23 protein-coding genes are annotated in these 25,042 nt (G+C 59.0%); 9 read left to right on the forward strand and 14 right to left on the reverse strand.

Features of this window, described 5'->3' with window-relative positions; genetic code table 11:
• Window positions 1-8: 8 nt before the first annotated feature.
• The 4 genes from B0B09_RS00500 to B0B09_RS00515 all read right to left on the reverse strand — a co-directional run bounded on the left by B0B09_RS00500 (window position 9) and on the right by B0B09_RS00515 (window position 1,975).
• Window positions 9-485 (reverse strand): REP-associated tyrosine transposase, encoded by a 477-nt coding sequence (locus B0B09_RS00500; protein ID WP_076659711.1) that lies wholly within the window; start codon window positions 483-485, stop codon window positions 9-11.
• Between the two features lie 85 nt (window positions 486-570).
• The gene (locus B0B09_RS00505) at window positions 571-927 is read right to left on the reverse strand and encodes a hypothetical protein (RefSeq protein ID WP_076657910.1); all 357 of its coding nucleotides are present in this window, start codon (window positions 925-927) and stop codon (window positions 571-573) included.
• Window positions 928-1,014: 87 nt separating this feature from the next.
• Window positions 1,015-1,128 (reverse strand): entericidin A/B family lipoprotein, encoded by a 114-nt coding sequence (locus B0B09_RS00510; RefSeq protein WP_055291933.1) that lies wholly within the window; start codon window positions 1,126-1,128, stop codon window positions 1,015-1,017.
• Between the two features lie 109 nt (window positions 1,129-1,237).
• On the reverse strand, window positions 1,238-1,975 hold the full coding sequence (locus B0B09_RS00515; protein ID WP_076657911.1) for an alpha/beta fold hydrolase: 738 nt from the start codon (window positions 1,973-1,975) through the stop codon (window positions 1,238-1,240).
• 78 nt (window positions 1,976-2,053) lie between these two features.
• On the opposite strand from B0B09_RS00515, the gene B0B09_RS00520 reads away from it, so the two are divergent.
• On the forward strand, window positions 2,054-2,422 hold the full coding sequence (locus tag B0B09_RS00520; protein WP_076657912.1) for a hypothetical protein: 369 nt from the start codon (window positions 2,054-2,056) through the stop codon (window positions 2,420-2,422).
• Window positions 2,423-2,467: 45 nt separating this feature from the next.
• Here B0B09_RS00520 and glyA read toward each other — a convergent pair whose 3' ends face one another.
• Complete coding sequence (gene glyA, locus B0B09_RS00525) at window positions 2,468-3,763, reverse strand: serine hydroxymethyltransferase (protein WP_055291937.1); 1,296 nt, start codon at window positions 3,761-3,763, stop codon at window positions 2,468-2,470.
• A 187-nt stretch (window positions 3,764-3,950) separates the two neighbouring features.
• On the opposite strand from glyA, the gene B0B09_RS00530 reads away from it, so the two are divergent.
• Window positions 3,951-4,715 carry an NAD kinase gene (locus B0B09_RS00530; RefSeq protein ID WP_055291939.1) on the forward strand — a complete coding sequence of 255 codons (765 nt, stop codon included), beginning with the start codon at window positions 3,951-3,953 and terminating at the stop codon, window positions 4,713-4,715.
• A 123-nt stretch (window positions 4,716-4,838) separates the two neighbouring features.
• On the forward strand, window positions 4,839-5,261 hold the full coding sequence (locus B0B09_RS00535) for a hypothetical protein (protein ID WP_076657913.1): 423 nt from the start codon (window positions 4,839-4,841) through the stop codon (window positions 5,259-5,261).
• Window positions 5,262-5,338: 77 nt separating this feature from the next.
• Here the strand turns inward: B0B09_RS00535 and prpE are convergent, their stop codons facing one another.
• Both prpE and B0B09_RS00545 read right to left on the reverse strand, forming a co-directional pair.
• Window positions 5,339-7,231: a propionate-CoA ligase PrpE gene (gene prpE / locus B0B09_RS00540; RefSeq protein ID WP_076657914.1), complete on the reverse strand. Its 1,893-nt coding sequence runs from the start codon at window positions 7,229-7,231 to the stop codon at window positions 5,339-5,341.
• 98 nt (window positions 7,232-7,329) lie between these two features.
• Window positions 7,330-9,609, reverse strand: a complete 2,280-nt coding sequence (locus B0B09_RS00545) for an NADP-dependent malic enzyme (RefSeq protein WP_076657915.1) — start codon at window positions 9,607-9,609, stop codon at window positions 7,330-7,332.
• A gap of 125 nt (window positions 9,610-9,734) precedes the next feature.
• Here B0B09_RS00545 and B0B09_RS00550 point away from each other — a divergent pair, with 125 nt between their 5' ends.
• The 6 genes from B0B09_RS00550 to upp are packed head-to-tail and all read left to right on the forward strand — an operon-like array spanning window position 9,735 to window position 15,365.
• Window positions 9,735-10,820: a cupin domain-containing protein gene (locus B0B09_RS00550; RefSeq protein ID WP_076657916.1), complete on the forward strand. Its 1,086-nt coding sequence runs from the start codon at window positions 9,735-9,737 to the stop codon at window positions 10,818-10,820.
• A 5-nt stretch (window positions 10,821-10,825) separates the two neighbouring features.
• Entirely contained in the window at window positions 10,826-11,272 is a 447-nt protein-coding gene (locus tag B0B09_RS00555; protein WP_076657917.1) for a cytidine deaminase, read from the forward strand.
• A 1-nt stretch (window position 11,273) separates the two neighbouring features.
• On the forward strand, window positions 11,274-12,575 hold the full coding sequence (locus tag B0B09_RS00560) for a thymidine phosphorylase (RefSeq protein ID WP_076657918.1): 1,302 nt from the start codon (window positions 11,274-11,276) through the stop codon (window positions 12,573-12,575).
• Window positions 12,575-13,750 carry a phosphopentomutase gene (locus tag B0B09_RS00565; RefSeq protein WP_076657919.1) on the forward strand — a complete coding sequence of 392 codons (1,176 nt, stop codon included), beginning with the start codon at window positions 12,575-12,577 and terminating at the stop codon, window positions 13,748-13,750. The genes B0B09_RS00560 and B0B09_RS00565 overlap by 1 nt, the downstream gene beginning before the upstream one ends.
• A complete protein-coding gene (locus B0B09_RS00570) occupies window positions 13,747-14,736 on the forward strand; it encodes an adenosine deaminase (RefSeq protein WP_076657920.1) in 990 nt (329 codons plus the stop codon). The genes B0B09_RS00565 and B0B09_RS00570 overlap by 4 nt, the downstream gene beginning before the upstream one ends.
• Window positions 14,733-15,365 (forward strand): uracil phosphoribosyltransferase, encoded by a 633-nt coding sequence (gene upp, locus B0B09_RS00575; RefSeq protein WP_055687732.1) that lies wholly within the window; start codon window positions 14,733-14,735, stop codon window positions 15,363-15,365. Before B0B09_RS00570 ends, upp begins: the two co-directional genes overlap by 4 nt.
• A gap of 3 nt (window positions 15,366-15,368) precedes the next feature.
• Here the strand turns inward: upp and B0B09_RS00580 are convergent, their stop codons facing one another.
• From B0B09_RS00580 to B0B09_RS00610, 7 genes are all read right to left on the reverse strand, one after another.
• Window positions 15,369-16,385 carry a hypothetical protein gene (locus B0B09_RS00580; protein WP_076657921.1) on the reverse strand — a complete coding sequence of 339 codons (1,017 nt, stop codon included), beginning with the start codon at window positions 16,383-16,385 and terminating at the stop codon, window positions 15,369-15,371.
• 322 nt (window positions 16,386-16,707) lie between these two features.
• On the reverse strand, window positions 16,708-18,333 hold the full coding sequence (locus tag B0B09_RS00585) for an AMP-binding protein (RefSeq protein WP_076657922.1): 1,626 nt from the start codon (window positions 18,331-18,333) through the stop codon (window positions 16,708-16,710).
• A 250-nt stretch (window positions 18,334-18,583) separates the two neighbouring features.
• On the reverse strand, window positions 18,584-20,782 hold the full coding sequence (locus B0B09_RS00590) for a 3-hydroxyacyl-CoA dehydrogenase NAD-binding domain-containing protein (RefSeq protein ID WP_076657923.1): 2,199 nt from the start codon (window positions 20,780-20,782) through the stop codon (window positions 18,584-18,586).
• Window positions 20,783-20,829: 47 nt separating this feature from the next.
• Entirely contained in the window at window positions 20,830-21,294 is a 465-nt protein-coding gene (locus tag B0B09_RS00595) for a hypothetical protein (protein WP_131824975.1), read from the reverse strand.
• A 4-nt stretch (window positions 21,295-21,298) separates the two neighbouring features.
• Window positions 21,299-22,510, reverse strand: a complete 1,212-nt coding sequence (locus B0B09_RS00600; protein ID WP_076657925.1) for an acetyl-CoA C-acetyltransferase — start codon at window positions 22,508-22,510, stop codon at window positions 21,299-21,301.
• A 12-nt stretch (window positions 22,511-22,522) separates the two neighbouring features.
• Complete coding sequence (locus B0B09_RS00605) at window positions 22,523-23,158, reverse strand: glutathione S-transferase family protein (RefSeq protein ID WP_076657926.1); 636 nt, start codon at window positions 23,156-23,158, stop codon at window positions 22,523-22,525.
• Between the two features lie 86 nt (window positions 23,159-23,244).
• Window positions 23,245-25,020, reverse strand: a complete 1,776-nt coding sequence (locus B0B09_RS00610; protein ID WP_076657927.1) for an acyl-CoA dehydrogenase C-terminal domain-containing protein — start codon at window positions 25,018-25,020, stop codon at window positions 23,245-23,247.
• Window positions 25,021-25,042: the final 22 nt, after the last annotated feature.

Genomic DNA, 25,042 nt, shown 5'->3' on the forward strand with positions numbered 1-25,042 from the left:
ACAACCCCTCACGCGTGGGTTTCACCCACCCTACGGAAACTTGAATATGGCCAATCTTCGGGGCTGTTGACCAAACCGTGTTTCACGGGGTTCCACCGACAATAATCCAAGTGCGCCTGAAAATCATCGGCATCACGTATCGCGTGTTCCCAAAACCGCCTTTGCCAGATGCCCTTTTCGCCACGCGCAACCTTGCTGGGCGAGGGCGTGCCGGTTGCGCGGCAATGCTGTGAAAACCGCGCCTTGATCTTTTTCCATCTGATCGAGAAATCCGCATCATCCGGCGGCAACGTCCAAACTGCATGAATGTGGTCGGGCAAGATCACCATAGCGTCACAGCCAATGGGATGTTCACGCGTAACGGATGCATAGACGGACCGCAGCAAATCAATCTCGTCCACCAAAGTGGTGGCGGTCCGATCCGCAAGCGTGACCGTAAAGAAATAGGTCCCACCCGGAACATAAAGGCGACGATAGCGCGACATGGTGCCACCATCGGCAAAGATGGTTAACAACTCGTAGGGTGGGTGAAACCCACGCGCATTCGGATGAAGTCACGATGCCTGGGTTTCACCCACCCCGCACCTCCCGCCACGCATCCTCATCTACTGCCTTCAACCGCGCGAGCGCGGCTGCGGCCTCGGCCCGCAGCGCCGCTTTCGCGTCAGCTTTCGCTGCTTCCACCTGTTCTACCAACGCGTCGATTTCGGGCAGGGGCGTGTCTGTGGCGGCCGAGAGAGCCTGCAGGGCCTCGAGCACTTTGCCGAGTTGTTTGCCGTAGCTCGCGACCTCGCGCACGACCTTTTCCTCGATCGCAGGGCTGCCTTTGATATCAGGGGACAGAAAGCGCGGCGTGATCTCTTGGGTCACGTCACCGGAAAAGGGTGCGCGGAAAATCGGGGACCAGATGTCAAACGGGGTCGGCATAGCAATACTCCTGATAAAAATACCAGAAGTATCGCTGCAGTGCAGAAATTCTGTCAAGTGGGCAGGCGGGCTGCCCTTGCCCCGCCCTTAGAGCGAGCGGTCGATGGCCGCGCCCGCGTTGGTGATATCACGCCCAACCCCTTGGACGGTTTCACAAGCGGCAAGACCAAGGATGGCGATGATCAGGGCGATACGGGTCATGGAAGGCTCCTTCGAGAGTGATGTTTTGGCAATCCTAGCACCGCCCCCCGCCGTGGCAAGAGAGTGCATCGCGGATGTACAGGCTGTGTACGCGTTGTGTACAGGATGTTCATTCCAGAAATGCGCTGACCGCCGCTGCGAACTCGCGCGGTTTTTCAGCATGCAGCCAGTGCCCCGCGCCGGGAATTTTGGCAAAGATCGCACCCGGGAAAAGCGCCTTGATCTGCGGCCGTGCCTCGCGCTGGACATAGGGCGAATTGGCCCCCGACAGGAAAAGCGTCGGTCCGTCGAATTGACCTGAGACATCCGGAAATCCGATGATCTTGTCCATCTCGGCGGCCAGTACATCCAGATTAAGCCGCCAGCGTTTCTCTTTCATATCAAGGCTTTGGAGCAGAAATTCCGCCACCCCTGGTTCCAGCCCCGTCAGTTGCGCCTTGGCGTCCCCGCGGCTTTCGATACCTGCCAGATCAACACCCCGCATCGCTGCAATCGGCCCCATCTGGCTATGGGTATAGGTCACAGGCGCGATATCGGCGACGACCAGCCGGTTCACCAGCGCCGGCTGCGTCAGCGCCAGCACCATCGCCGCCTTGCCGCCCATGGAATGCCCCATGACATCAGTGGGTTGGGTGATAACCCCGGCCAGATCGGCCGCCATATCAGGATAGCTGTGGCTGTCATACCACGCGCTGCCCGCATGATTGCGCATATCAACGGTGATCACGGGCCGCGTGGCCGCCAACCGCTTGGCAATCACCCCCCAGTTCCGCGCGGACCCGAACAGCCCATGCGCGATCAGCAAAGGTGTGCCCGCAGGCCCGTCATATGTCACCGTGTTCAACATGCATCGGACGCTACCTGTCTGCGCCATCAGGTGCCAGAGGGATTGAGCAAATTTCCGACACGCACTAACGGTTGCCCCATGGCAGAAACGATGCGTCAAATGGTGGATGAGGTGCGTGCCGCGTTGCAGGACAAGCTGCGCGTGCGTGGGGGCACATTGGAAAAACAGATCCGCAGGGCAGGGCGCCAATTGCCCCGCCACGTCCGCAATGATGCCACCTATCTGGCGCAGGCCGTGGCGCTGAGTGACAACCCCAAACTTGCGCGTATGATCGATATGGCCAAGGCCCAAAAAGCCCATCGCAATATACTGGCCCATCTGGAGACGGTCGATATTGGCGCGCAAAGACGCAATGCCGCGCTGAATATGCTGGCATCGGTCATGTTTGCATTGCTGATGACGGGGGTTTTGCTGCTTGGCGTGCTGTGGGTGCGCGGGTTTATCTAGGCAGCGGGGGTGCTGCCCGGCGTTGCCGCCGGGCTGCTTGATCTTTTACAGGTTCGGATAAATCGGGAAGCGGTCACAGAGCGCTTCGACTTCGGCGCGCACTTTGGCTTCGACGTCGCCGTTGCCGTCCTCACCATTGGCGGCCAGACCTTCGGTCACTTCCACGATCCAGTCCGCGATCTGGCGGAATTCAGGTTCGCCAAAGCCGCGTGTCGTACCGGCGGGTGACCCCAGACGGATACCGGATGTGACCATCGGGCTTTCCGGATCAAAGGGGATGCCGTTTTTGTTGCAGGTGATATGGGCGCGCTCCAATGCCTTTTCGGTCGCGTTGCCTTTGACGCCTTTGGGGCGCAAATCAACCAGCATCAGGTGCGTGTCGGTGCCGCCGGTGACGATATCGAGGCCACCTTTCATCAACTGGTCGGCCAGCGCCTGCGCGTTTTTGACAACCTGTTCCTGATAGGTCTTGAATTCAGGGCGCAGTGCCTCGCCAAAGGCGACAGCCTTGCCTGCGATCACATGCATCAGAGGGCCGCCCTGAATGCCCGGGAATATGGCCGAGTTGAACTTCTTCGCCAGTGCCTCGTCATTGGTCAGGATCATACCGCCGCGAGGGCCGCGCAGGGTTTTGTGCGTTGTCGTTGTCGCGACATGTGCGTGCGGGAAAGGCGAGGGGTAGAGGCCAGCGGCCACAAGACCTGCGAAATGCGCCATATCCACCAGAAGATAGGCCCCGACGCTGTCCGCGATTTCGCGCATTTTTGCAAAGTCGATGATGCGCGGAATGGCCGAGCCACCGGCGATGATCAGCTTGGGCTGATGTTCGGTTGCCAGTTCCTGTACCTGATCATAATCCAGCAGGCTGTCCTGCTGACGCACGCCGTACTGGATGGCGTTATAAATCTTGCCTGACTGGTTGGGTTTGGCACCATGTGTCAGGTGGCCACCCGCATCAAGCGACATGCCGAGGATGGTGTCGCCCGGCTTGATCAGCGCCTGAAAGACACCCTGGTTAGCCTGAGAGCCGGAATTGGGCTGCACATTAGCAAAACTGCAACCGAAGAGCTCGCAAGCGCGCTCAATGGCGAGGTTCTCGGCCACATCCACGTGCTCGCAGCCGCCGTAATAGCGCCGGCCAGGGTAGCCTTCGGCGTATTTATTCGTCATCACGCCGCCTTGCGCTTCCATCACGGCGGCGCTGACGATGTTTTCAGACGCGATCAGTTCGATCTCTTTGCGCTGGCGTTTCAACTCTGCTTGCATCGCGGCGTGCAGCGCCGGATCGCGCGTTTCCAGTGTTTCGGTGAAAAATCCGTTGTCGCGGACAGTGACGTTCATGGGTGCATCCCCCCTAAAGGTGCCAAAAAATAACAGACTTGCGCCCTCTTACCCTAGGTCGTGCCGCGCCAAAAGCATCAAAACGACCAAGATGTTTATGAGCGCGCCAATAAGGGTTTCGTATCGGCGGCTTGCGTTTCGGGTCCGATCACCGCACAACTTATCGGAACTGAAAGGTTTTTACGTCATGCCGCGCCCCAAGATCGCCTTTGTCGCCAGTCCCGTGCCGATTGCACAAAACGCCTTGCGCGCTTTGGCCGCAAAGCATGGGGACGTGCCGCAGGATGAAGCGGATGTGATCGTTGCCCTCGGGGGGGATGGTTTCATGCTCCAGACCCTGCATGCCACGCAGGGATTGGATGTGCCTGTCTACGGGATGAACCGCGGCACTGTCGGGTTCTTGATGAATGAATATCATGCAGATGATCTGCAGACGCGGCTGGATGAGGCCGAAGAAGAGGTGATCAACCCGCTCACCATGACAGCGCTGACCGTTGATGGCGCAATGCATGAGGCGCTGGCAATCAACGAGGTCAGCCTGCTGCGCGCGGGTCCGCAGGCGGCAAAGCTGCGGATCACGGTGGATGGCAAGCTGCGCATGAATGAACTTGTCTGCGACGGCGCGCTGGTGGCAACCCCTGCGGGGTCGACCGCCTATAACTACTCCGCCCACGGGCCGATTCTGCCCATCGGGTCGGACGTTCTGGCGCTCACCGCCATGGCCGCCTTCCGCCCCCGCCGCTGGCGCGGGGCGCTGTTGCCGAAACGGGCTGTCGTGCGGTTCGATGTGATTGATCCGGGCAAACGCCCCGTGATGGCCGATGCCGACGGGAAATCGGTGCGCGATGTGGTGAGTGTGGAAATCCACTCGGAACCGTCGATCCGCCACCGGATCCTGTTCGATCCGGGGCACGGGCTGGAAGAGCGGCTGATCAGGGAACAGTTTGCTTGAGGGCGTCGAATGACTACGATGCGAGATTGAGAACCGTTTAGAATAGTATCAGCATCGGCATTAGAGGACGGATGACGATTTTGCATTTGGTCAAACGCTTTTTTCCCATCTCATTGTCCAGAAATGGGTGAACTGGTTGCTCTTCTCGTCCTGCTCGCTGTCGGTGGGATTATTCGCCTCTTGATGGGGCCAACTCCGGGCGAGCAGCTTATCGACACAAACAAGGGCGATGTTATCTCATTAAATGATCTTACGAATATCTCGACACTTGGAAACAACGCTGTGCATGCAGTCTTGGTCCGACAAAGCGGAAACATCTATCGCGATTTGGGAACTTTCGTTTCAGCCGAAGCGGCGCTTGCCGAAATTGCGAAGTCCTTTCGAAGGGCGAAAGTTGACGAGGTCCGCGTGACACACGCTGACGAAAATGCAATTGCAGTATATCGTTGTGTTTATAGCGATATAGGGCGTGCCGAGGGAAAGAAACTCGGTGGAGCGCGGATTGTTAGGGTGGGTGAAGATCGGGAGCGGTGGCTAACGGTTTGATATGACTGATGTCGGTTGTATCCGCCTACACCAACGAGCGTACCTGCTAAGAAACGGTCCCATCCACCATTTGCGACCTAGCCCCCAGCATACCCCAGCGGCTTCAATGCCTCTTTGATCTCGTCCAGAATCGCCGGATCATCAATGGTCGCGGGCATTTTGAAGTCTGCGCCATCTGCAATCTTGACCATTGTCGCGCGCAGGATCTTGCCCGACCGTGTTTTTGGCAGGCGGTCTACCACGGCGACCAGTTTGAACGCAGCCACGGGGCCGATCGTATCGCGCACCCGTTTGACGCAGTCTTTCACGATCTGTTCGGGCGTCGTTTCACAGCCTTTGTTGAGGCAGACAAACCCCATGGGCAGCTGTCCCTTGAGCTCATCCGTCACACCGATCACCGCGCATTCGCCAACGTCGGGATGCCCCGCCAGCACCTCTTCCATCGCGCCGGTCGAAAGCCTGTGGCCCGCTACGTTGATCACATCATCGGTGCGCGCCATGATGTAGAGATAGCCGTCCTCATCAATCATGCCCGCATCGCCGGTTTCATAGTAACCCGGGAAGGTGGTCAGGTAGGATTTCACGAACCGCTCTTCGGCGTTCCAGAGTGTCGGCAACGTGCCCGGGGGCAGGGGCAGTTTGACAGCAATGGCACCCAATTCGCCGGGTTTCATCGGGTGGCCCGCTTCGTCCAGAATTTGCACGTCGTAGCCAGGCATCGCGACAGTGGGCGAACCGATCTTGACGGGCAGCGCCTCGATCCCTGCAGGGTTGCCTGCAATGGTATAGCCCGTTTCGGTCTGCCACCAGTGATCATAGACCGGCACGTTCATGACGCGCTGGGCCCATTCAATCGTGTCAGGGTCCGCCCGTTCACCTGCCAGATAAAGTGCGCGCAGGCATGAGATATCGTAGTTCTTGATCAACTCGCCCTTGGGGTCTTCGCGTTTGATCGCGCGGAAGGCGGTGGGGGCGGTGAAGAAGGATTTGACGTTGTACTCTTCAATGACGCGCCAGAAGGTGCCTGCGTCGGGCGTGCCAACGGGCTTGCCCTCGAAAACGACCGTAGTGTTGCCGTGGATCAAGGGCGCGTAGCAGATATAGGAATGGCCCACGACCCAGCCCACATCTGACGCAGCCCAGAAGACATCGCCGGGATCGACGTTGTAGATGGCCTTCATTGTCCAGTTCAGCGCCACAAGGTGGCCCGCGGTAGGGCGCACAACCCCTTTGGGCGCGCCGGTCGTGCCCGAGGTGTAGAGGATATAGGCGGGGTGATCGCCTTTGACGGGCACACATTCCGCAGGTTCAACACCGGCCTGAAACCCGTGCCAGTCGTAGTCACGCCCCTCGATCAGGGCGGCAACTTCCTGTTCGCGCTGAAAGATGACGCAGAAATCGGGCTTGTGCGTCGCCATTTCGATGGCTCCGTCCAGCAGAGGCTTGTAATGCACGACGCGCCCGGGCTCGATCCCGCAGGACCCTGCGATGATCGCCTTGGGGGTAGCGTCATCAATGCGCACTGCCAGTTCGTTTGCCGCAAAGCCCCCAAATACAACCGAGTGGATCGCGCCCAAACGCGCAGAAGCCAGCATCGCCTCGAGCGCTTCGGGGATCATCGGCATGTAGATGATGACGCGGTCACCTTTCTCGACGCCTTTGGCGCGCAAGGCCCCGGCAAGCGAAGCGACGCGTGTCTGCAATTCCGCATAGGTGATGGTGTGCTTGGTCTGGGTGACGGGGCTGTCGTAGATAATAGCCGTCTGTGCGCCGCGCCCGTTTTCTACATGGCGGTCAACGGCGTTGTAGCAGGTGTTTACCTCGGCGTCGGTAAACCAGCGGTAGAGCGGGGCCTTGCTGTCATCAAGTGCCTTTGTAGGCGGGGTGACCCAGTCAATCGATTTGGCCTGCTCCATCCAGAAACCTTCCGGATCGTTCTGCCACGCGCCATAAACCTCAGCATATCCCATGTCGTCCTCCCAAACGTATTGGCAGGATTGTTACGGTTCGGGTCAAGCCTCTGCAAGCATCGCTGCGGCGCAAATGACCGATCTAGTCAAAAACTTGACTAGCCGTAATGCGCCACGGGTGTCCCTGCGATGGCGGACATGTTCAAAAGGCCGCGCGCGGTGATGGATGGTGTCACAATATGACAGCGGTTGCCCATCCCCATCAGGATCGGCCCGACCTCGAGCCCGCCCCCCTTCATCTTCAGGATATTGCGCACGCCAGAGGCGGCATCTGTGTTGGCAAACACAAGCGTGTTTGCAGCGCCCGGCAGGTGCGCCGCAGGGAAGACGCGGTTGCGCAGTTCCACATCCAACGCGGCATCGACATGCATTTCGCCCTCATAGGCAAAATCACGTGGCGCGCTGTCGAGGATTTCCATCGCCGCGCGCATCCGGCGTCCGCTGTCGCTTTCAAGGTTGCCGAACTGGCTGTGCGAACACAGTGCGATTTTCGGATCAACACCAAAGCGGCGCACGTGCCGTGCCGCCCCGATCACCGTCTCGGCGATTTGTGCGGGCGTGGGTTCGGGATGCACTTGGGTGTCGGCAATAAAGAGCGGGCCATCCTCAAGGATCATCAGCGACAGACCCGCAATGGGGTGATAGCCGTCAGTGCCCAGCACCTGACTGACGTAGTTGAGGTGCCAGAGATACTGGCCAAAGGTGCCGCAGATCATGCTGTCGGCTTCGCCACGGTGCACCATGACGGCGGCAATCGCGGTGCTGTTGGTGCGCATCACGGCCTTGGCCAGATCAGGGGTCACCCCCCTGCGAGCCATCAGATCGTGATATGTGCCCCAATAATCCCGATAGCGCGGGTCGTCCTGAGGGTTCACGATACTGAAATCCACACCCGGTCTGATTTTCAGGCCCGCGCGTTCGCAGCGCGCCGCGATCACCTCGGGGCGGCCGATCAGGATTGGTGTGTCGGTGGTTTCTTCCATAATCGCCTGAGACGCACGCAGTACGCGCTCGTCCTCGCCTTCGGCAAAGACGATCTGGCGGGTGACTGTGCGCGCGGCCTCGAACACGGGGCGCATGATCATGGCAGACTTGAAGACGGAACCGTCAAGCGCAGCCTTGTAGGCCTTCATATCGTCGACAGGGCGGGTGGCGACACCGGTTTCGATTGCTGCTCCGGCGACGGCGCTGGCGACAACACCCATCAGGCGCGGATCAAAGGGTTTCGGGATCAGATAATCGGCCCCGAAAGTGAGCTTCTCGCCTTGATAGGCGGCGGCGGCTTCGGCGCTTGTCGTGGCGCGGGCAAGTGCTGCGATGCCTTCAACGCAGGCGATTTTCATCTCGTCGTTGATCTCGGTCGCGCCGACGTCCAGCGCCCCGCGGAAGATGAACGGAAAGCACAAGACGTTGTTGACCTGGTTCGGGAAATCACTGCGTCCCGTGGCGATGATCGCGTCGGGATTGACCGCACGCGCCGCTTCGGGATCAATTTCAGGGTTGGGGTTGGCCAATGCAAAAATAATTGGCCGCTCGGCCATTTTAGCAACCATCTCGGGCTTGAGAACGCCGGGGCCGGAGAGGCCAAGAAACAGGTCAGCATCCGCGATCACGTCGTCCAGTGTCTTGGCCGTTGCGCCTTGGGCGTATTCGGCCTTTTGTGGCGTCATGTCTTTTTCGCGGCCTGCGTAGACAAGGCCCTCGATATCGCAAAGATAAACGTTCTCGCGCTTCACGCCCAGTTTCAGCAGCATATTCAGGCAGGCGATGCCGGCCGCGCCGCCGCCTGTGCTGACGATTTTGATGTCTTCGAATTTCTTGCCAGCGATCCGTAGCGCGTTGGTGGCCGCAGCACCCACAACAATCGCCGTGCCGTGCTGGTCATCGTGGAAGACGGGGATATTCATCCGCTCGCGGCAGATTTTCTCGACGATAAAGCAATCAGGGGCCTTGATGTCTTCAAGGTTGATCGCGCCGAATGTGGGCTCGAGCGCGCAAACGATATCGGCAAGCTTTTCCGGGTCGGGTTCGTTCAGTTCGATATCAAAGCAATCGATATTGGCGAATTTCTTGAACAGAACCGCCTTGCCTTCCATCACCGGCTTGGATGCCAGCGCGCCGATATTGCCAAGGCCCAAGACGGCCGTGCCATTGGTGACAACCGCCACCAGATTGCCGCGCGAGGTATAGTCGCGAGCGGTGTCGGGATCATTCTTGATCTCGATACAGGCCTCGGCAACACCGGGGGAATAGGCGCGCGCAAGGTCGCGGCCTGTGGCCAGCGGCTTTGTGGCGCGGATTTCGAGTTTTCCGGGCTTGGGGTACTTATGATAGTGAAGTGCGGCCTCTCTCAGGCTATCTTTTGCATCGTCTGTCATAGCGTCCTCCAAATATGGTTTAACGTTAAACCATTTTCCCTTGTCCCTACGGAAAGCGCAGCGCGGGGTCAATTGCGTAGCACCTAGTCTTGCAAATATTTTGCGACAAGGACAGGGTGCAAAACATGACAGAGCCGAATGAAATACGCGCCGAACTGTGCCTGCCGACAACAGACTTGCGTGCTGATCTTGGGTTTTTCGGCGGCACCTTGGGGATGCGGCTGGATATGATTTATCCTGCTGATGACCCCTCTGTCGCGGTCTATTCCGGTCACGGTGTGCGGGTGCGGCTTGATCAAGGCACCGGCGATCGCCCCGGCCTGCTGCGTATTCTGACGGATGATGCAGGATTTGCGGATGGGCAAAAGAGGCTGACATCCCCCGGTGGCACACGGGTTGAGGTGCATCCGCTGCACCCGCCCTTGGAACTGCCGCCAACCGATCACGCCTTTGTCGTCCGCCGGCTTGCCGATCAGGCGCCCTGGGTAATTGGCCGCGCAGGGATGCAATACCGTGACCTGATCCCGACCCGATTGGGCGGGTCGATCATTGCCAGCCACATTCGTATTCCGGATGGCGGGCCCGTTCCGGATATGGTGCATTTTCACAAGGTCGGGTTTCAGCTGATCTTCTGCTACCGTGGCTGGGTCGATGTGGTCTATGAGGACCAAGGCCCACCGATCCGCCTGACCGCAGGTGATTGCTTTATCCAGCCCCCCGAAATCCGCCACCGCGTGCTGGAAGCCTCGGACGGGATCGAGGTGATCGAAATCGGTGTGCCCGCAGAACACATCACTGAGATTGATCACGACATGACATTGCCCACCCCGCACCTGCGGCCTGACCGTGAATGGCAGGGACAGAGGTTTGTCTTCAACGAAGGGGCAAAGGCCACATGGGGTCCTGCGCGTCTGTCTGGTTTTATCGCGCGTGATACGACCATTGCGACCAATACCAAAGGCGTGGCAGGCGTGAATGTCCTGCGCAAAGGGACAGGCGATCCGGTCTGGGCCAGCCATGATGCCGACATTCATTTTACGTTTGTCATGGAAGGCACGATGACATTGGAAGGAGAGGGCAAAGACACGTTCACCTTGTCGCCCGGTGATGCCTTTGTGATCCCGCCTGGCATGCAGACGCGTTACGCTGATCCATCGGATGATCTGGAACTGCTCGAAGTCACCTTGCCAGGCGTCTTTACGACGACCTAAGCCTCTTGCATCCGGCCGCCTCCCGTCACACTCTGGACGCCATTGATACCGGAGGCCTCATGTCATTGATTGATCACGCGCGCGCGGTTCGCGAAAACGCCTATGCACCATATTCGAAATTCAAGGTAGGGGCGGCGCTGCGGGCCACGTCCGGTGCTGTGCATGTCGGCTGCAACGTCGAAAACGTGGCCTATCCCGAAGGCACCTGCGCCGAGGCTGGCGCGATTGCCGCGATGATTGCGGCAGGTGATACTGCCATCGCCGAAATCGCTGTGATCGCGGACAGCCCCAAACCCGTCAGCCCTTGTGGTGGATGCCGCCAGAAGATTGCGGAGTTCGCCAAGGGCGATGTCAAAGTGACCCTGACGACAACCGATGGAATCGTGCATGAAACCACGGTCGCAACCCTGTTGCCGGGCAGTTTCGACGCAGACTATATGAGCCGCGTCTGACATGGACGCCCGCGCCATCATCGCCGCAGTCAGGGACAAGAAGGCCCCCACGCAGGACGAGTTGACATGGTTCGCCAAAGGGTTGGCCAGCGGTGCGGTCAGTGATGCGCAAGCGGGTGCTTTTGCCATGGCGGTGGTGTTGAACGGGCTTGGTGATGCGGGGCGCACGGCACTGACCATCGGGATGCGCGACAGTGGCGACGTAATGACATGGGATTTGCCCGGTCCCGTGATTGACAAGCATTCAACCGGCGGCGTGGGCGATTGTGTGTCGCTGATCCTTGCGCCGGTGCTGGCGGCCTGCGGCGTCTATGTCCCGATGATCTCAGGGCGTGGTCTGGGCCATACCGGCGGTACTCTGGACAAGCTTGAGGCGATCCCGGGTGTAAACATCAACGTCTCTGAAAAGCAGTTGCGCCTGATCACCCGCGAGGTGGGTTGCGCGATTGTCAGTGCGACCGGCCAGATTGCCCCTGCCGACCGCCGCCTTTACGCGGTCCGCGATGTGACGGCGACCGTCGAGAGCATTGACCTGATCACAGCGTCGATCCTGTCCAAAAAGCTGGCGGCGGGGCTGGATAGCCTGATCCTCGATGTCAAATGCGGCTCGGGTGCGTTTATGAAAACGCATGAAGAGGCGCGTGCGCTGGCACGGGCGCTGGTGACTGCCGCCAATGGCGCGGGGTGTACCACGGCGGCGATGATTACGGATATGAACGAACCTCTGGCCCCTGCGCTGGGCAATGCGGTTGAGGTGGCAATCTGTATGGAGGTACTGGCGGGCAATACAGAGGTCGCACCGCGGCTCTATGACCTGACCGTCGGGCTGTGTACCCAGCTGTTGATGATGCAGGGCGAAGAGACCGCCGCTGCCGTGCAGCGCGTCAAGGAGGCCCTCAGCAGCGGTGCCGCGATGGAGCGGTTTTCACAGATGATTGCGGCCTTGGGCGGTCCGCCCGATATGGCGCAGGACTGGCATACACATTTGCCCAAGGCGCCCGTTGTCGGCGACGTAACCGCGCCTGCGTCGGGCTATATCGCGGCCATTGACGGAGAGGCGCTGGGACTGGCGGTTGTGGCCTTGGGTGGCGGGCGGAATGTTGAGACCGATCAGGTCAATCCGGCGGTGGGCTTGACCGAGGTCGTCCGGCTTGGTGCTAGAGTCTCGCGCGGCGATCCGCTTTGCGTAGTGCATGCCGCCGACGAAGATGCGGCGATTGCCGGTGCGATGGCCGTTCAGGCCGCTGTGACGATTGGCGATGCGGTCACTCCCGGCCCGCTGGTTATTGAAGGAATTACGTGATGCCACGCGCCTTTTTGATCGTCATTGACAGCGTCGGGATCGGAGGGGCACCTGACGCAGACCAGTTTTTCAATGGTCAACTGCCCGATACAGGTGCCAATACCGTCGGTCACATTGCGCGGGATGTTGGCCTCAATGTGCCGACATTGGCGGCGCTGGGTTTGGGTGCTGCGGTAAAGCTTGCCTGTGGCGAGGCACCTGCCGGATTGGACGTCACGCCAACAGGCGCATGGGGCGCTGCGACGGAAATCTCACGCGGGAAAGACACGCCCTCGGGCCATTGGGAACTCGCCGGTGTGCCTGTGCCCTGGGACTGGCATGTGTTTCCGGATACCGATCCTGCCTTCCCGCCCGAACTGACCGCGCTGATCTGTGAATTGGCGGGCACCGAAGGCATCCTCGGCAATCGTCATGCGTCTGGCACAGCGGTGCTGGATGAAGAGGGCGAAGCGCATCTGCGCACGGGCTGGCCGATTTGTTATACATCGGCCGACAGCGTGCTGCAGATCGCCGCCCATGAAGAGGCGTTCGGGTTGGAGCGGCTGATCAAGCTCTGCCATGATCTTGCCCCCACCGTGCATGACATGCGTGTCGGGCGGGTCATCGCCCGCCCGTTCCTTGGCGAAGTCGGCAATTTCAAACGCACCGCCAACCGCAAGGATTTTGCGATTGCACCGCCTTCACCCACGATTTGCGACTATGTCCATGATGCGGGACGCACTGTGCACGCAGTGGGCAAAATCGGCGATATCTTCTCGATGCGGGGGATTGATGATCTGCGCAAAGGGCGGGATGCGGCCCTGATGGAGCATATCCACGATCTGGCCGACGCGGCGGTGGACGGGGCCTTCGTCTTTGCCAATCTGGTCGAATTCGATAGCGAATACGGCCATCGGCGCGACGCGGCAGGATACCGCGACCATTTGCAGTGGTTTGACGGGGAACTGGCGGCACTTTTGCCCAAATTGAAACCCGATGATCTGTTGATCGTCACCGCAGACCATGGCAATGACCCCACATGGGCTGGCACTGATCACACCCGTGAACGTGTTCCGGTTTTGGTGCATGGATTGGGCGCGCGCGCGTTGGGCCAGCTGCAATTTGTTGACGTGGCCGCCACCGTTGCCGCCCATTTGAATGTGCCTTACGCAGGCCAAGGAAAGAGCTTTCTATGAGTTTTCGCACTCTCCCCAAAGTCGAGCTGCATACACATCTCGAAGGTTGCGCGCCGCCGGATTTTATCAAAGGGCTGGCGGCTGAAAAGAAGATCGACATCAGCAAGATATTCACGGCCGACGGCGGCTATGCCTTCCGCGATTTCGACCATTTCCTGAAGGTTTATGAGGCGGCTTGCACGACGTTGCAAACGCCTGAGGATTTCCGTCGCCTCACCATGGCCGTGCTGGAAGAAACAGCCTTTCACGGTGTGGTCTATATGGAAACTTTCGTGTCCCCCGATTTTTGCGGCGGTGGCGATCTGGCCGCTTGGAGAGACTATCTCGCCGCGATGGAAGATGCAGCAGCCGAGGCGGAAGAGACGCTGGGGATCACGCTGAAGGGGATCGTGACAGGGATCCGCCATTTCGGGCCCGAGGCCTGCAAGCCCGCCGCACGCTGCGCCGCCGAAACTTACGGTGATTTCATCGTGGGTTACGGCATGGCCGGTGGTGAAATGGTCGGACGCCCCGGTGATTACAGTTACAGCTTTGACATGGCACGCGAAGCGGGAATGCCGTTGACCTGCCATGCGGGCGAATGGGGTGGGGCGGCGATGGTTGCCGAGACCCTGCGCGATCTGAAGGTCGCGCGGATTGGTCACGGGATCGGGGCGATAAGCGATCCTGCGCTGATTGAAGAAATTGCCGAGAAAGACATCGTACTCGAGGTCTGTCCCGGATCGAATGTGGTTCTGAAAGCTGTCAAAGACTGGGACAGCCACCCGATTGCGAAGCTGCGTGACGCCGGTGTGAAAGTGACTGTTTCAACAGACGATCCGCCCTTTTTTCACACAACAATGACCGACGAATACGAGATGCTTCACCGGACCTTTGGTTGGGACGAAGACGACTTCAAAGCGCTGAATGAAACTGCCATTGCCGCCGCGTTCTGCGATGACGACACCAAAGCCCGCATTGCCAAAAGACTGGAGCCCACCCCATGACCGAACACGTCACACACGTCACCCACCCGTTGGTCCAGCATAAGCTGACATTGATGCGCCAAAGCGATACATCGACGGCCTTGTTCCGCCAGTTGTTGCGCGAAATCAGCCAGTTGCTGGCCTATGAGGTGACCCGTGGCCTGCCGATGACAACCAAACGTATCGACACGCCGCTGGAGCCAATGGATGCGCCGGTGATTGACGGCAAGAAGCTGGCACTTGTGTCGATCCTGCGGGCGGGGAACGGGCTTTTGGATGGTGTGTTGGAGTTGATCCCGTCCGCCCGCGTCGGTTTCGTCGGACTGTATCGCGACGAGGAAACACTCAAGCCGGTACAGTATTATTTCAAGGTGCCGACAGAGCTCGAAGACCGCTTGGTCATTGCCGTCGATCCGATGCTGGCGACCGGCAATTCATCTGTGGCCGCGATCGACCTTTTGAAACAGGCCGGGGCCACGAACATCCGGTTCCTTTGCCTGCTGGCCGCACCCGAAGGGATTGCGCGCATGCGCGAGGCGCATCCCGATGTCCCGATTGTGACAGCTGCAATTGATAGCCATCTCAACGAGAAAGGTTATATCGTGCCGGGCCTTGGCGATGCTGGTGACCGGATGTTCGGGACAAAGTAACGGCTAGATATTGCAGATATTCTGTAGGCTGACCCAGTCGCTATCTGTCAGGATGAGGGGGACGGTCTGACCCTCAAGCGGATCAGGGCCGAGGTCCGGCATATTGCCACTGCGGGCATCTGCTGCGGCCAGATAGGGGCCTTGAGGTATCTGCGCTGCGGCCAGCGTCTGGCTTAAAACTGCGGCATCTGGTGTTGCCGCAGGGCCTGCCAGCAGAGTTGCCGCATTGTCGCGCAGGATTGCATCGGGGATTTCGCCGGTCGTCAGCAGACGGAATGTGGTGCCAAGTCCGGCCTGTTGCAGCAAAGCTTCCAGCGGATCCATATGCAGAACCGAGGCGCGCGCGGCAAGAATAAAACCCGCCGCAACGGCCGGATCATCCGAAAGCTGCAACACCCCATAATCCAGCGCGACGATGCCACCTGGCAAAGCCAATGCGCCTTGCGCTAGCTCGGGCACAACGACGATCCGCGCGACGGTCTGTGCCCCGAACAGCCGCCGCGCCAGACGCCCTGCTGCCGCATTTGCCCGGGGCGCCTGACAGGCTGCGCCGGTCTCTTCCTGTACATAACCCAGAAGTTTGGTTCCGATCTCCATACGCTTGGGGGCGGGCACGACGGCAAGGGTCTGCCGTGTCAGTGCACCGGGCAACCAGAAAATGGCCAAAAGCAAGGTCACGACGATCAGACCGGCTGTCAGCCAATGGCGCAAAGTCCCCGGATGAGGCCGCGACTTTGCCAAAGCTTTGCGTACCTCCTCGATCGCCTCGATCATGGTGCTGTCGGCGATTTCCAGTATCTCGCTGGCCTCTTCATCGGGCGCATAGATCGCGGGGCTCTCGTCAGGGTTTTGCCGGATCAACGCGGGCAGCGACCAATGGGCCAGTGGACGCCCTGTGGCATCTGCAATCACAAGTGTTGCATCACCGAATGACAGCGTGACATCGCGGCGCTGGCCCTCCGGCTCAGACCGCCAGAGCGCTTCGCTTTCCAGCCGTACATATCGGTCCAGTGCCGTCATCTGCTCTATGCCCTTTTGGTCACAGCGTACCGATTTCGGACTGGGTTGTCATGTCGGAAACAACCGGCTGATGGCATCATGCGCTGCACGACCTGATGCCTCCGGCGGAAGTTTGATTGGACATGGAAAGTAGAAAGGTTGCGCGCTGGCAGGTTGCCCGGTCCAGGCTGATCTTTTCAGATCCCCGCCAGCGCGACTTTCCACGTCACGGTCATCGACGCTTCCGCCTGTACCGTAGCCGCGAGTCTAGTGTTGTGTGGTTAACGAAGCCTTGATTTTCCATGTCCAATCAAACTTCCGCCGGAGGCATCCTGCCGCTTGCCTAAAACGTCTTCGCCAGATTGCGGAGTTCAAACTTCTGGATTTTTCCGGTCGATGTTTTGGGCAGCTCTTGGAACACGACTTTCTTGGGGCATTTGAACCCTGCCAATCGTGTTCGCGTAAATGCGATGATATCTGCTTCTTCCGCGCTGGCGCCATCCTTCAGTTCGACAAAAGCACAGGGGACTTCGCCCCATTTCTCGTCCGGCTTGGCGACCACTGCACAAAGGTTCACTGCCGGGTGGTGCATCAGTGCACCCTCGACTTCGACCGAACTGATATTCTCGCCGCCGGAAATGATTATGTCCTTGGCACGGTCCGAGATTTGCATCGCCCCGCCCGGGTGCTGGATGGCGAGGTCTTCGGAGTGGAAATACCCGCCTGCAAAGGCCTTTTCCGTGGCCTGGGGGTTTTTGAGATAGCCTTTCATCACAGCGTTGCCGCGCATCACGATCTCGCCTTGGGTGGCCCCGTCACGCGGGACTTGCCGCATGTGATCATCGACCACTGTTACATCTTCCATGATCGGAAAACCGACGCCTTGGCGTGCCTTGATCGCTGCCTGATCTGCTTCGGGCAGTGCATCCCATGCGTCATCCCAGATACATTCCGTCACGTGCCCGTATGTCTCGGTCAGCCCGTAGACCTGTTTCACGTTGAACCCTAGTTTGCCGATCGCGGCCAGCGTTGCAGGGGCAGGGGGCGCGCCTGCGGTAAAGACCTCAACCACATGATCAAAGGTACGGCGATCGGCGTCTTTCGCGTTTACCAGCAAATTGAGCACAATTGGCGCGCCGCCAAAATGCGTGATCTTTTCATCGCCAATCGCGTCATAGATTGCCTTGGCCGTAATATCGCGACAACAGATCGCTGTGCCGCCCAAGGCGGGTAGCATCCACGTGTGGTTCCAGCCGTTGCAGTGAAAGAGCGGGACGATTTGCAAATAGCGCAAAAAGAGCGGCAACTCCCAGCTGATTGGTGTACCCATCGTCATCAGGTATGCACCGCGGTGGTGATAAACCACGCCTTTGGGGCGGCCAGTGGTGCCGGATGTATAATTCAGCGCGAGGCTTTCCCATTCGTCCTCAGGCAGGATCCAAGCAAAATCGGGATCTCCTGTCGCGAGAAAATCTTCGTAATTCTGCTGCGCGCCGATTGCATGGACCCCGGCCTGATCATCAGGCACTTCGATGATGATCGGGGCGGGGCCCTCCATCAGGTCCGCTGCGGCCATGGCAAGTGGCAGGAACTGGCTGTCTACCAAGGCGACCTTGGCTTCTCCATGGTCAAAGATATACGCCACCGTATCCACATCCAGACGGGTGTTGATTGTGTTCAGCACCGCACCACAGGCAGGAACACCGAAGGCCGCTTCGGATTGCGCGGGGATATTGGGAAGAAGTGTCGCAACCACGTCACCCGGTTGCACACCAACCTTGGTCAGGGCCGAGGCCAACCGCGAGACGCGCCGATAGTATTGTGCATAGGTCAGGCGGGTCTTGCCGTACACCACCGCTTCGCGATCGGCAAAGATCAGCGCCGCGCGCTGCAAATGCGACAAAGGCGTCAGCGGCACATAATTTGCCGCCCGCTTTTCGAGCCCGGTTTCATCGCGCATCCAACCCATGCTGCCCTCCCGCAGATTGCCTTTGAAGGCTGAGTATTGCGCTATGTCGTTGCGTTGGGAAGTCTGAATTGGCACAGAATAAGACGGTACTTGTTCGGTGCCTTTGCAAAAAACTTAGACATATTGCTAAGTGTTTGCGCGGATGCGGCGCGGATGTCTAACCTGCCGGTATCGACTATGCAGTGCAACATATTGATATTGAATGCAAACCGGAGTGGCGCATCCCGAGACCGGAATGCGCCATGATCCGTTAGGCCGCTTGGGCTGCTGCGCCGAAGCGCTTGTAGAACTCTTGTCCTTTGTCGGCCATCTCACGTAGCAAGGCCGGTGTTGTGAAACGCGCGCCGAATTCCTCGGTCAGTTGATCACACCGCTCTGCGGCATAAGGCGTGCCGATGATATCCAGCCAGCTGAACGGGCCACCCGACCATGGCGCAAAGCCCCAGCCCAAGATCGCGCCGACGTCGCCTTCGCGGATGTCCTCGAGAACGCCTTCTTCCAACGCGCGCACGGCTTCAAGGACCTGTGCAAACAGCAGACGGTGCTGGACCGTGATCAGATCAGGCTGTTCATCGGCGACAGGGTACTGTGCTCCAAGCCCATCCCACAGACCCAGACGTTTGCCTTTGTCGTCGTAGGTGTAAAAGCCCGCGTTGGATTTGCGGCCCAGACGCTTTTGATCGAACATCCAGAACAGCACTTCATCGACTTCGCCATCGGGGTAGGCATCGCCCACCGCAGCTTTGGTCGCCTTGGCGATCTTCACGCCCAGATCGACAGAGGTTTCATCAACCAGTTGCAGCGGGCCCAGCGGCATGCCCACCAGTTTGGCCGCGTTTTCGATGAGCGCGGGTTCCACCCCTTCCTTTACCATCCGAATACCTTCGTTGATGTAAGGAATGATGCAGCGGTTGGCGTAGAAGAACCGTTCGTCGTTAACGACAATCGGGGTCTTCTTGATTTGGCGCACATAGTCGAGCGCCTTGGCCACGGCCACATCGCCGGTCTCTTTGCCTTTGATGATCTCGACCAGCAGCATCTTGTCCACGGGGCTGAAGAAGTGGATGCCGATGAATTTTTCTGGATCAGCGCTGGCTTTGGCCAATTCGGTGATCGGCAATGTCGATGTGTTGGTTGCAAAGATGCAATCGGGGCCGGTGGCGGCTTGCACCTTGGCAGTGACCTCTGCCTTGACGCCCACATCTTCGAACACGGCCTCAACGATCAGATCACAGCCTTTTAGCGCGTCGTAATCAGTGGTCGCGTTGATCAGGCCAAGCACGGCCTCTTTCTTGTCTTCGGTCACCTTCTTGCGAGCAATCCCCTTATCCAGATGCGCTGTCGTGTAGGATTTGCCTTTGTCGGCGGCTTCCTGCGTGCTGTCGATCAGCACAACCTCGATCCCCGCCAAAGCGGATACCAGCGCAATACCAGCGCCCATCATGCCCGCGCCGATGACGCCCACTTTTTTGACCTTCTGGTCGGGCGCTTCAGGACGGTTTGCACCCTTTTCCAAAGCTTCTTTGTTGATGAACAGGCTGCGGATCATGGCAGAGGAAGACGGGTTCATCAGGACATTGGTGAACCAGCGGGCTTCGATCTTGAGCGCGGTGTCAAATGGCACCATTGCGCCTTCGTAGACGGCAGAGAGGAGGGCCTTGGCAGCCGGGTAGACCCCTTGGGTCTTGCCGTTGACCATGGCAGAGGCACCAACGAAGGTCATGAAGCCGGCAGGGTGGTAAGGGGTGCCACCGGGCATCTTGTAGCCCTTTTCATCCCAAGGCTTGACGATGTTGGGTTCCGACAGGACCCAAGCCTTGGCAGCCGAGAGCAGTTCGTCGGCAGGCACAACCTCATCCACCACGCCGGCGGCTTTCGCCTTGACCGGATCGTTCAGCTTGCCCTCAAGCAGCAGCGGCGATGCGGCCATGGCGCCCAGCTTGCGGGACAGGCGGGTGGTGCCGCCAGCGCCGGGGAAGATGCCGACCATGATTTCCGGCAGGCCGATCTTGGCCTTGGGGTTGTCGGCAGCGATGATGCGGTGGCAGGACAGCGGAATTTCGAGACCGATGCCAAGGGCAGTGCCGGGCAGGGCGGCGACAAAGGGTTTGCCGCCTTTGTTGGTCTTGGGGTCCATGCCAGCGCGTTCGATTTTGCGCATGATGCGGTGAGCGTTCATGATCCCGTCAAAGAGACCCTTGGCCGGGTTGTCGCCTGCCATGTCCTTCATCTGTGCAATCACGTTCAGGTCCATGCCGCCTGCAAAGCTGCCGGGCTTGCCGGATGTGATGATGGCGCCTTTGATGGCGTCATCGGCCAACACCTGATCGACAAGCGCCTCAAGGTCGTCCCAGGCCACGAGGGTCATCACGTTCATGGACTTGCCGACAGTGTCCCAGACGATGGTTGCGACGCCATCTGCGTCTGTGGTCATTGTGAAATCGGTCATTGTGTTCTTCCTTTCGCAGCAGCCGTTTGTGCTGGCTTAGATGTTCGTTAGTTCAGGGCGTCGCGGGCCGAGGTATCGGCCTTTGACAGGGCATGGGTCTGCATGCTGTCCGCCTTCATCACGTATTCGCCGCCGGTGACCTTCCAGGTCCCGTCGATCTTTTCGATGGTCGAAAAGACGGGGTAGGGGCCTTCAATTTTGCCGTCAGCAGTGCGGGTTTCGCCCACATGGGTGGATTCAATCCTGATGTTCGAAATATAGCGGGCGTCCGTCACTTCACGGCGCAATTCGGTAACGCCGGTCTCCTGAAAGCAGCGATGCATCGCATCGAAGGCGCGGCGCATGTCTTCGTGCGTTTCCATGTAGATCCGGCCGATGATGGTCGCCATGTGCTGCGGCACATGAAAGACGGCGGCGAAGGCGTCAAAGTCACCTTTGAGCAGCGCCTCGCCCGTGATCTCAAGGATTGCTTTCGCAATATCCTCGGCCGCGATTTCCATCCGTTCCGCCATGACCTTACACCCGCTCGATAATCGTCGCCGCCCCCATGCCCGAGGCGATGCAGAGCGTGGCAAGGCCGGTGCCCTGACCGGTGCGCTCAAGCTCGTCCAGTAGGGTGCCGATGATGATCGCACCGGTCGCACCAAGCGGGTGACCCATGGCGATGGAGCCACCGTTGACGTTGACCTTGCTGTTGTCCACATCAAAGGCCTGCATGAAACGCAGCACGACCGAAGCGAATGCCTCGTTCACCTCAAACAGGTCGATGTCGCTGATGCTCATGCCAGAATCCTTGAGGATTTTCTCGGTCACGGGCACAGGCCCTGTCAGCATGATCGTCGGATCGGTCCCGATCTTGGCGGTTGCTTTGATGCGCGCGCGCGGTTTCAGGCCCATCGCCTCGCCCCATTCCTTGGACCCGATCAGCACGCCAGCGGCGCCATCTACGATACCGGATGAGTTACCGGCGTGGTGGATATGGTTGATCTTCTCAAGGTGCGGGTACTTCATCAGCGCGACCTTGTCGAAGCCGGGCATGACTTCGCCCATGGCCTGAAACGCAGGGTTCAGTGAACCCAGAGTTTGCATGTTCGTCTCGGGGCGCATGTATTCGTCGTGATCCAGAATGGCCAAACCGTTGATATCGCGCACAGTGACGACGGATTTATCAAAGCGCTTGTCATCCCAAGCGGCTTTGGCGCGTTTCTGGCTTTCCATCGCCAGCTGGTCGGCGTCATCACGGCTGAAACCATACTCGGTGGCGATGATATCGGCAGAGATACCCTGCGGGACAAAATAGGTCTCCATCGCGATGGATGGATCAACCGCAATCGCCGCACCGTCCGAGCCCATGGCCACACGGCCCATCATTTCCACGCCGCCCGCGATATAGGCCTGACCTGCGCCGCCTTTGACTTGGTTGGCGGCGAGGTTCACGGCCTCCATGCCCGAGGCACAGAACCGGTTGATCGCGAGACCGGGGATGGACTGGTCCAGATCCGAGGCCAGCACGGCCGTGCGCGCAAGACAGCCGCCCTGTTCGCCGACTTGGGTGACGTTGCCCCAGATCACATCTTCAACGGCGTGACCCTCAAGGTTGTTGCGCTCTTTCAGCGCGTTCAGCACGCCCGCGGACAGGCGCGCAGATGTCACCTCGTGCAGGCTTCCGTCCTTGCGGCCCTTACCGCGCGGGGTGCGGATGGCATCATAGATATAGGCTTCGGTCATAGTGTCCTCCGGTTACGCAGGCGCAGGAAAGGCGCGCTGCATCAATTCATAAGGTGGTTTCCAACCGGGCTGGGCGGCGATGGCATCAAGCCAGCGGTTGATATTGGGGTAATCGGCACGGTCAAATGTGAACGGCTCGGGGTAAAACAGGTAGCCTGCGCAACTCAGGTCCGCGACGGTGATGTCATCACCGGCAAGCCACGCGTGATTGCTCAACTGATCGTCCAGCGTTTTGAGTGCGCTGGACAGACGCCCCGCCAGAAAGGCGATAACATCGGCGTTGCGTTTCTCTTCCGGCAGATAGTTCATCTGGAACCGCAGAACGCCAGCAATGCTCGAGACTTTGTGGTTGTCAAAGAACATCCACCGCAGCACTTCACGGCGTGCATCGGCGGAGCGGCCGCCCATCTTGCCGGTCTTTGAGCTGAGGTAATCAAGGATCACGCCCGATTGCGTCAGGGTCAGGTCACCGTCTTCCAGCACGGGCGCTTCGCCCATGATGTTCAATTCGCGGTATTCCGGGCTGCGGCTCTCGCCTTTGAAGAAGTCGATGAAAACTGGCTCCCATTCGACATCCATCATCGAGAGCGCCATCGCGACCTTGTACGAATGGCCGCTTTCGCCAAAACAATGCAGTTTCATGGTCATAGTGTAGGCCTCCCAACCCGTATCGGGGAATTCTGCGGGCAGAAATCCATTGAGGGCGCACCAAAAGCGGTGCGCCCTCAGAGAGCTTAGAAGTTCGCAGCCTCAAGCGCCATGATTGTATCGCCGCCCGTGTTGATGCGTGCAAGGTGCATCGCAGTGGCGGGCAGTTGGCGGGCCATATAGTAACGGCCAGTGGCGATCTTGGTCTCATAGAATGCGGTGTCGGATGCGCCGCTTTCCAGTGCTTCCATTGCCGCTTTCGCCATACGCGCCCACATCAGGCCAAGGCAGACATGACCCATCATGTGCATGAAGTCATATGACCCCGACAGCGCGTTGTTCGGCTTGGTCGCGTTCTGCATGAAGTACATGCCAGCGGCCTGAAGATCCTTTGACGCCGCTTTGAGTGGCACCAAGAAGTCCTTGTTCAGGGCCTCATTGCCTTCGTTTTCCTTGATGAAGGTTTTGATCATCTCGAAGAACGCCATCACATGCTTGCCGCCATTGAGCGCCAGCTTGCGGCCCACAAGGTCGAGCGCCTGCACACCGTTTGCGCCTTCATAGATCATCGCAATCCGTGCATCGCGGGCATATTGGGACATACCCCATTCTTCGATATAGCCGTGACCGCCGTACACCTGCTGGGCGGCAGTGGCGTATTCAAAGCCTTTGTCGGTGAGGAAGCCTTTGATCACAGGCGTCATCAATGAGATCAGGCCATCGGCATCCGCGTCTTGGTTCTTATGCGCGCGATCGATCAGATAGGCGCCCCAATATGTGAACGCGCGTGCGCCCTCGACGAATGACTTCTGGTCCATCAGGTTGCGGCGGATATCAGGATGCACGATCAGCGGATCGGCAGGCCCGTCGGGGTTCTTTGCACCGGTCACATCGCGCCCTTGCAGGCGGTCGTTGGCATAGGCCACGGCATTCTGATAGGCACTTTCGGCCTGGGCATAACCCTGCAGGCCAACACCCAGACGCGCTTCGTTCATCATTGTGAACATTGCGCGCATGCCCTTGTGCTCTTCGCCGACAAGGAAACCGGTCGCTTCGTCATAGTTCATCACACAGGTCGAGTTGCCGTGGATGCCCATCTTTTCTTCGATCTTGCCCACGGACACGCCGTTGCGTGCACCCAGCGAGCCATCCTCGTTGACCATGAACTTGGGGACGATGAAGAGCGACACACCTTTGATGCCCTCAGGCCCGCCCTGAATTTTGGCCAGAACAAGGTGGATGATGTTTTCGGCCATGTCGTGCTCACCAGCCGAGATAAAGATCTTCTGACCAGAGATTTTGTAGGATCCATCACCGTTCGGCACGGCCTTGGTGCGCATCAGGCCCAGATCGGTACCGCAATGCGGCTCGGTCAGGTTCATTGTACCGGTCCACTCACAGGTGGTCAGCTTGGGCAGGTATGTCTGCTTTTGCGCGTCAGAGCCGTGCGCATAGATCGCCGAATAGGCGCCGTGGGTCAGGCCCTGATACATGTTGAATGCCATATTGGCCGAGACAAACGGTTCCTGTGCTGCCGTGTGCATCACGTAAGGCAGACCCTGACCACCATATTCGGGGTCACAGTCCATGGCGGTCCAGCCGCCGTCTTTCATCTGCTGGAAGGCGTCTTTGAAGCCGGTTGGCGTGCGCACAACACCGTTTTCCAGCACACAGCCCTCTTTGTCGCCGACCACGTTCAGCGGATGCAGCACTTCAGTGGCCACTTTGCCCGCCTCTTCGATCACAGCGGCGGTAAAGTCGCGGTCAAGGTCCTCGAATCCTGGAATGTCCTGTTCGCTGACCTTTAGCAGGTCATGCAGTACAAACTGGATGTCTTTGGTGGGTGCATTGTAGATTGGCATCTGAAGTCTCCGGTTGGTCGTT

Source organism: Yoonia rosea (assembly GCF_900156505.1).
Taxonomy (GTDB): domain Bacteria; phylum Pseudomonadota; class Alphaproteobacteria; order Rhodobacterales; family Rhodobacteraceae; genus Yoonia; species Yoonia rosea.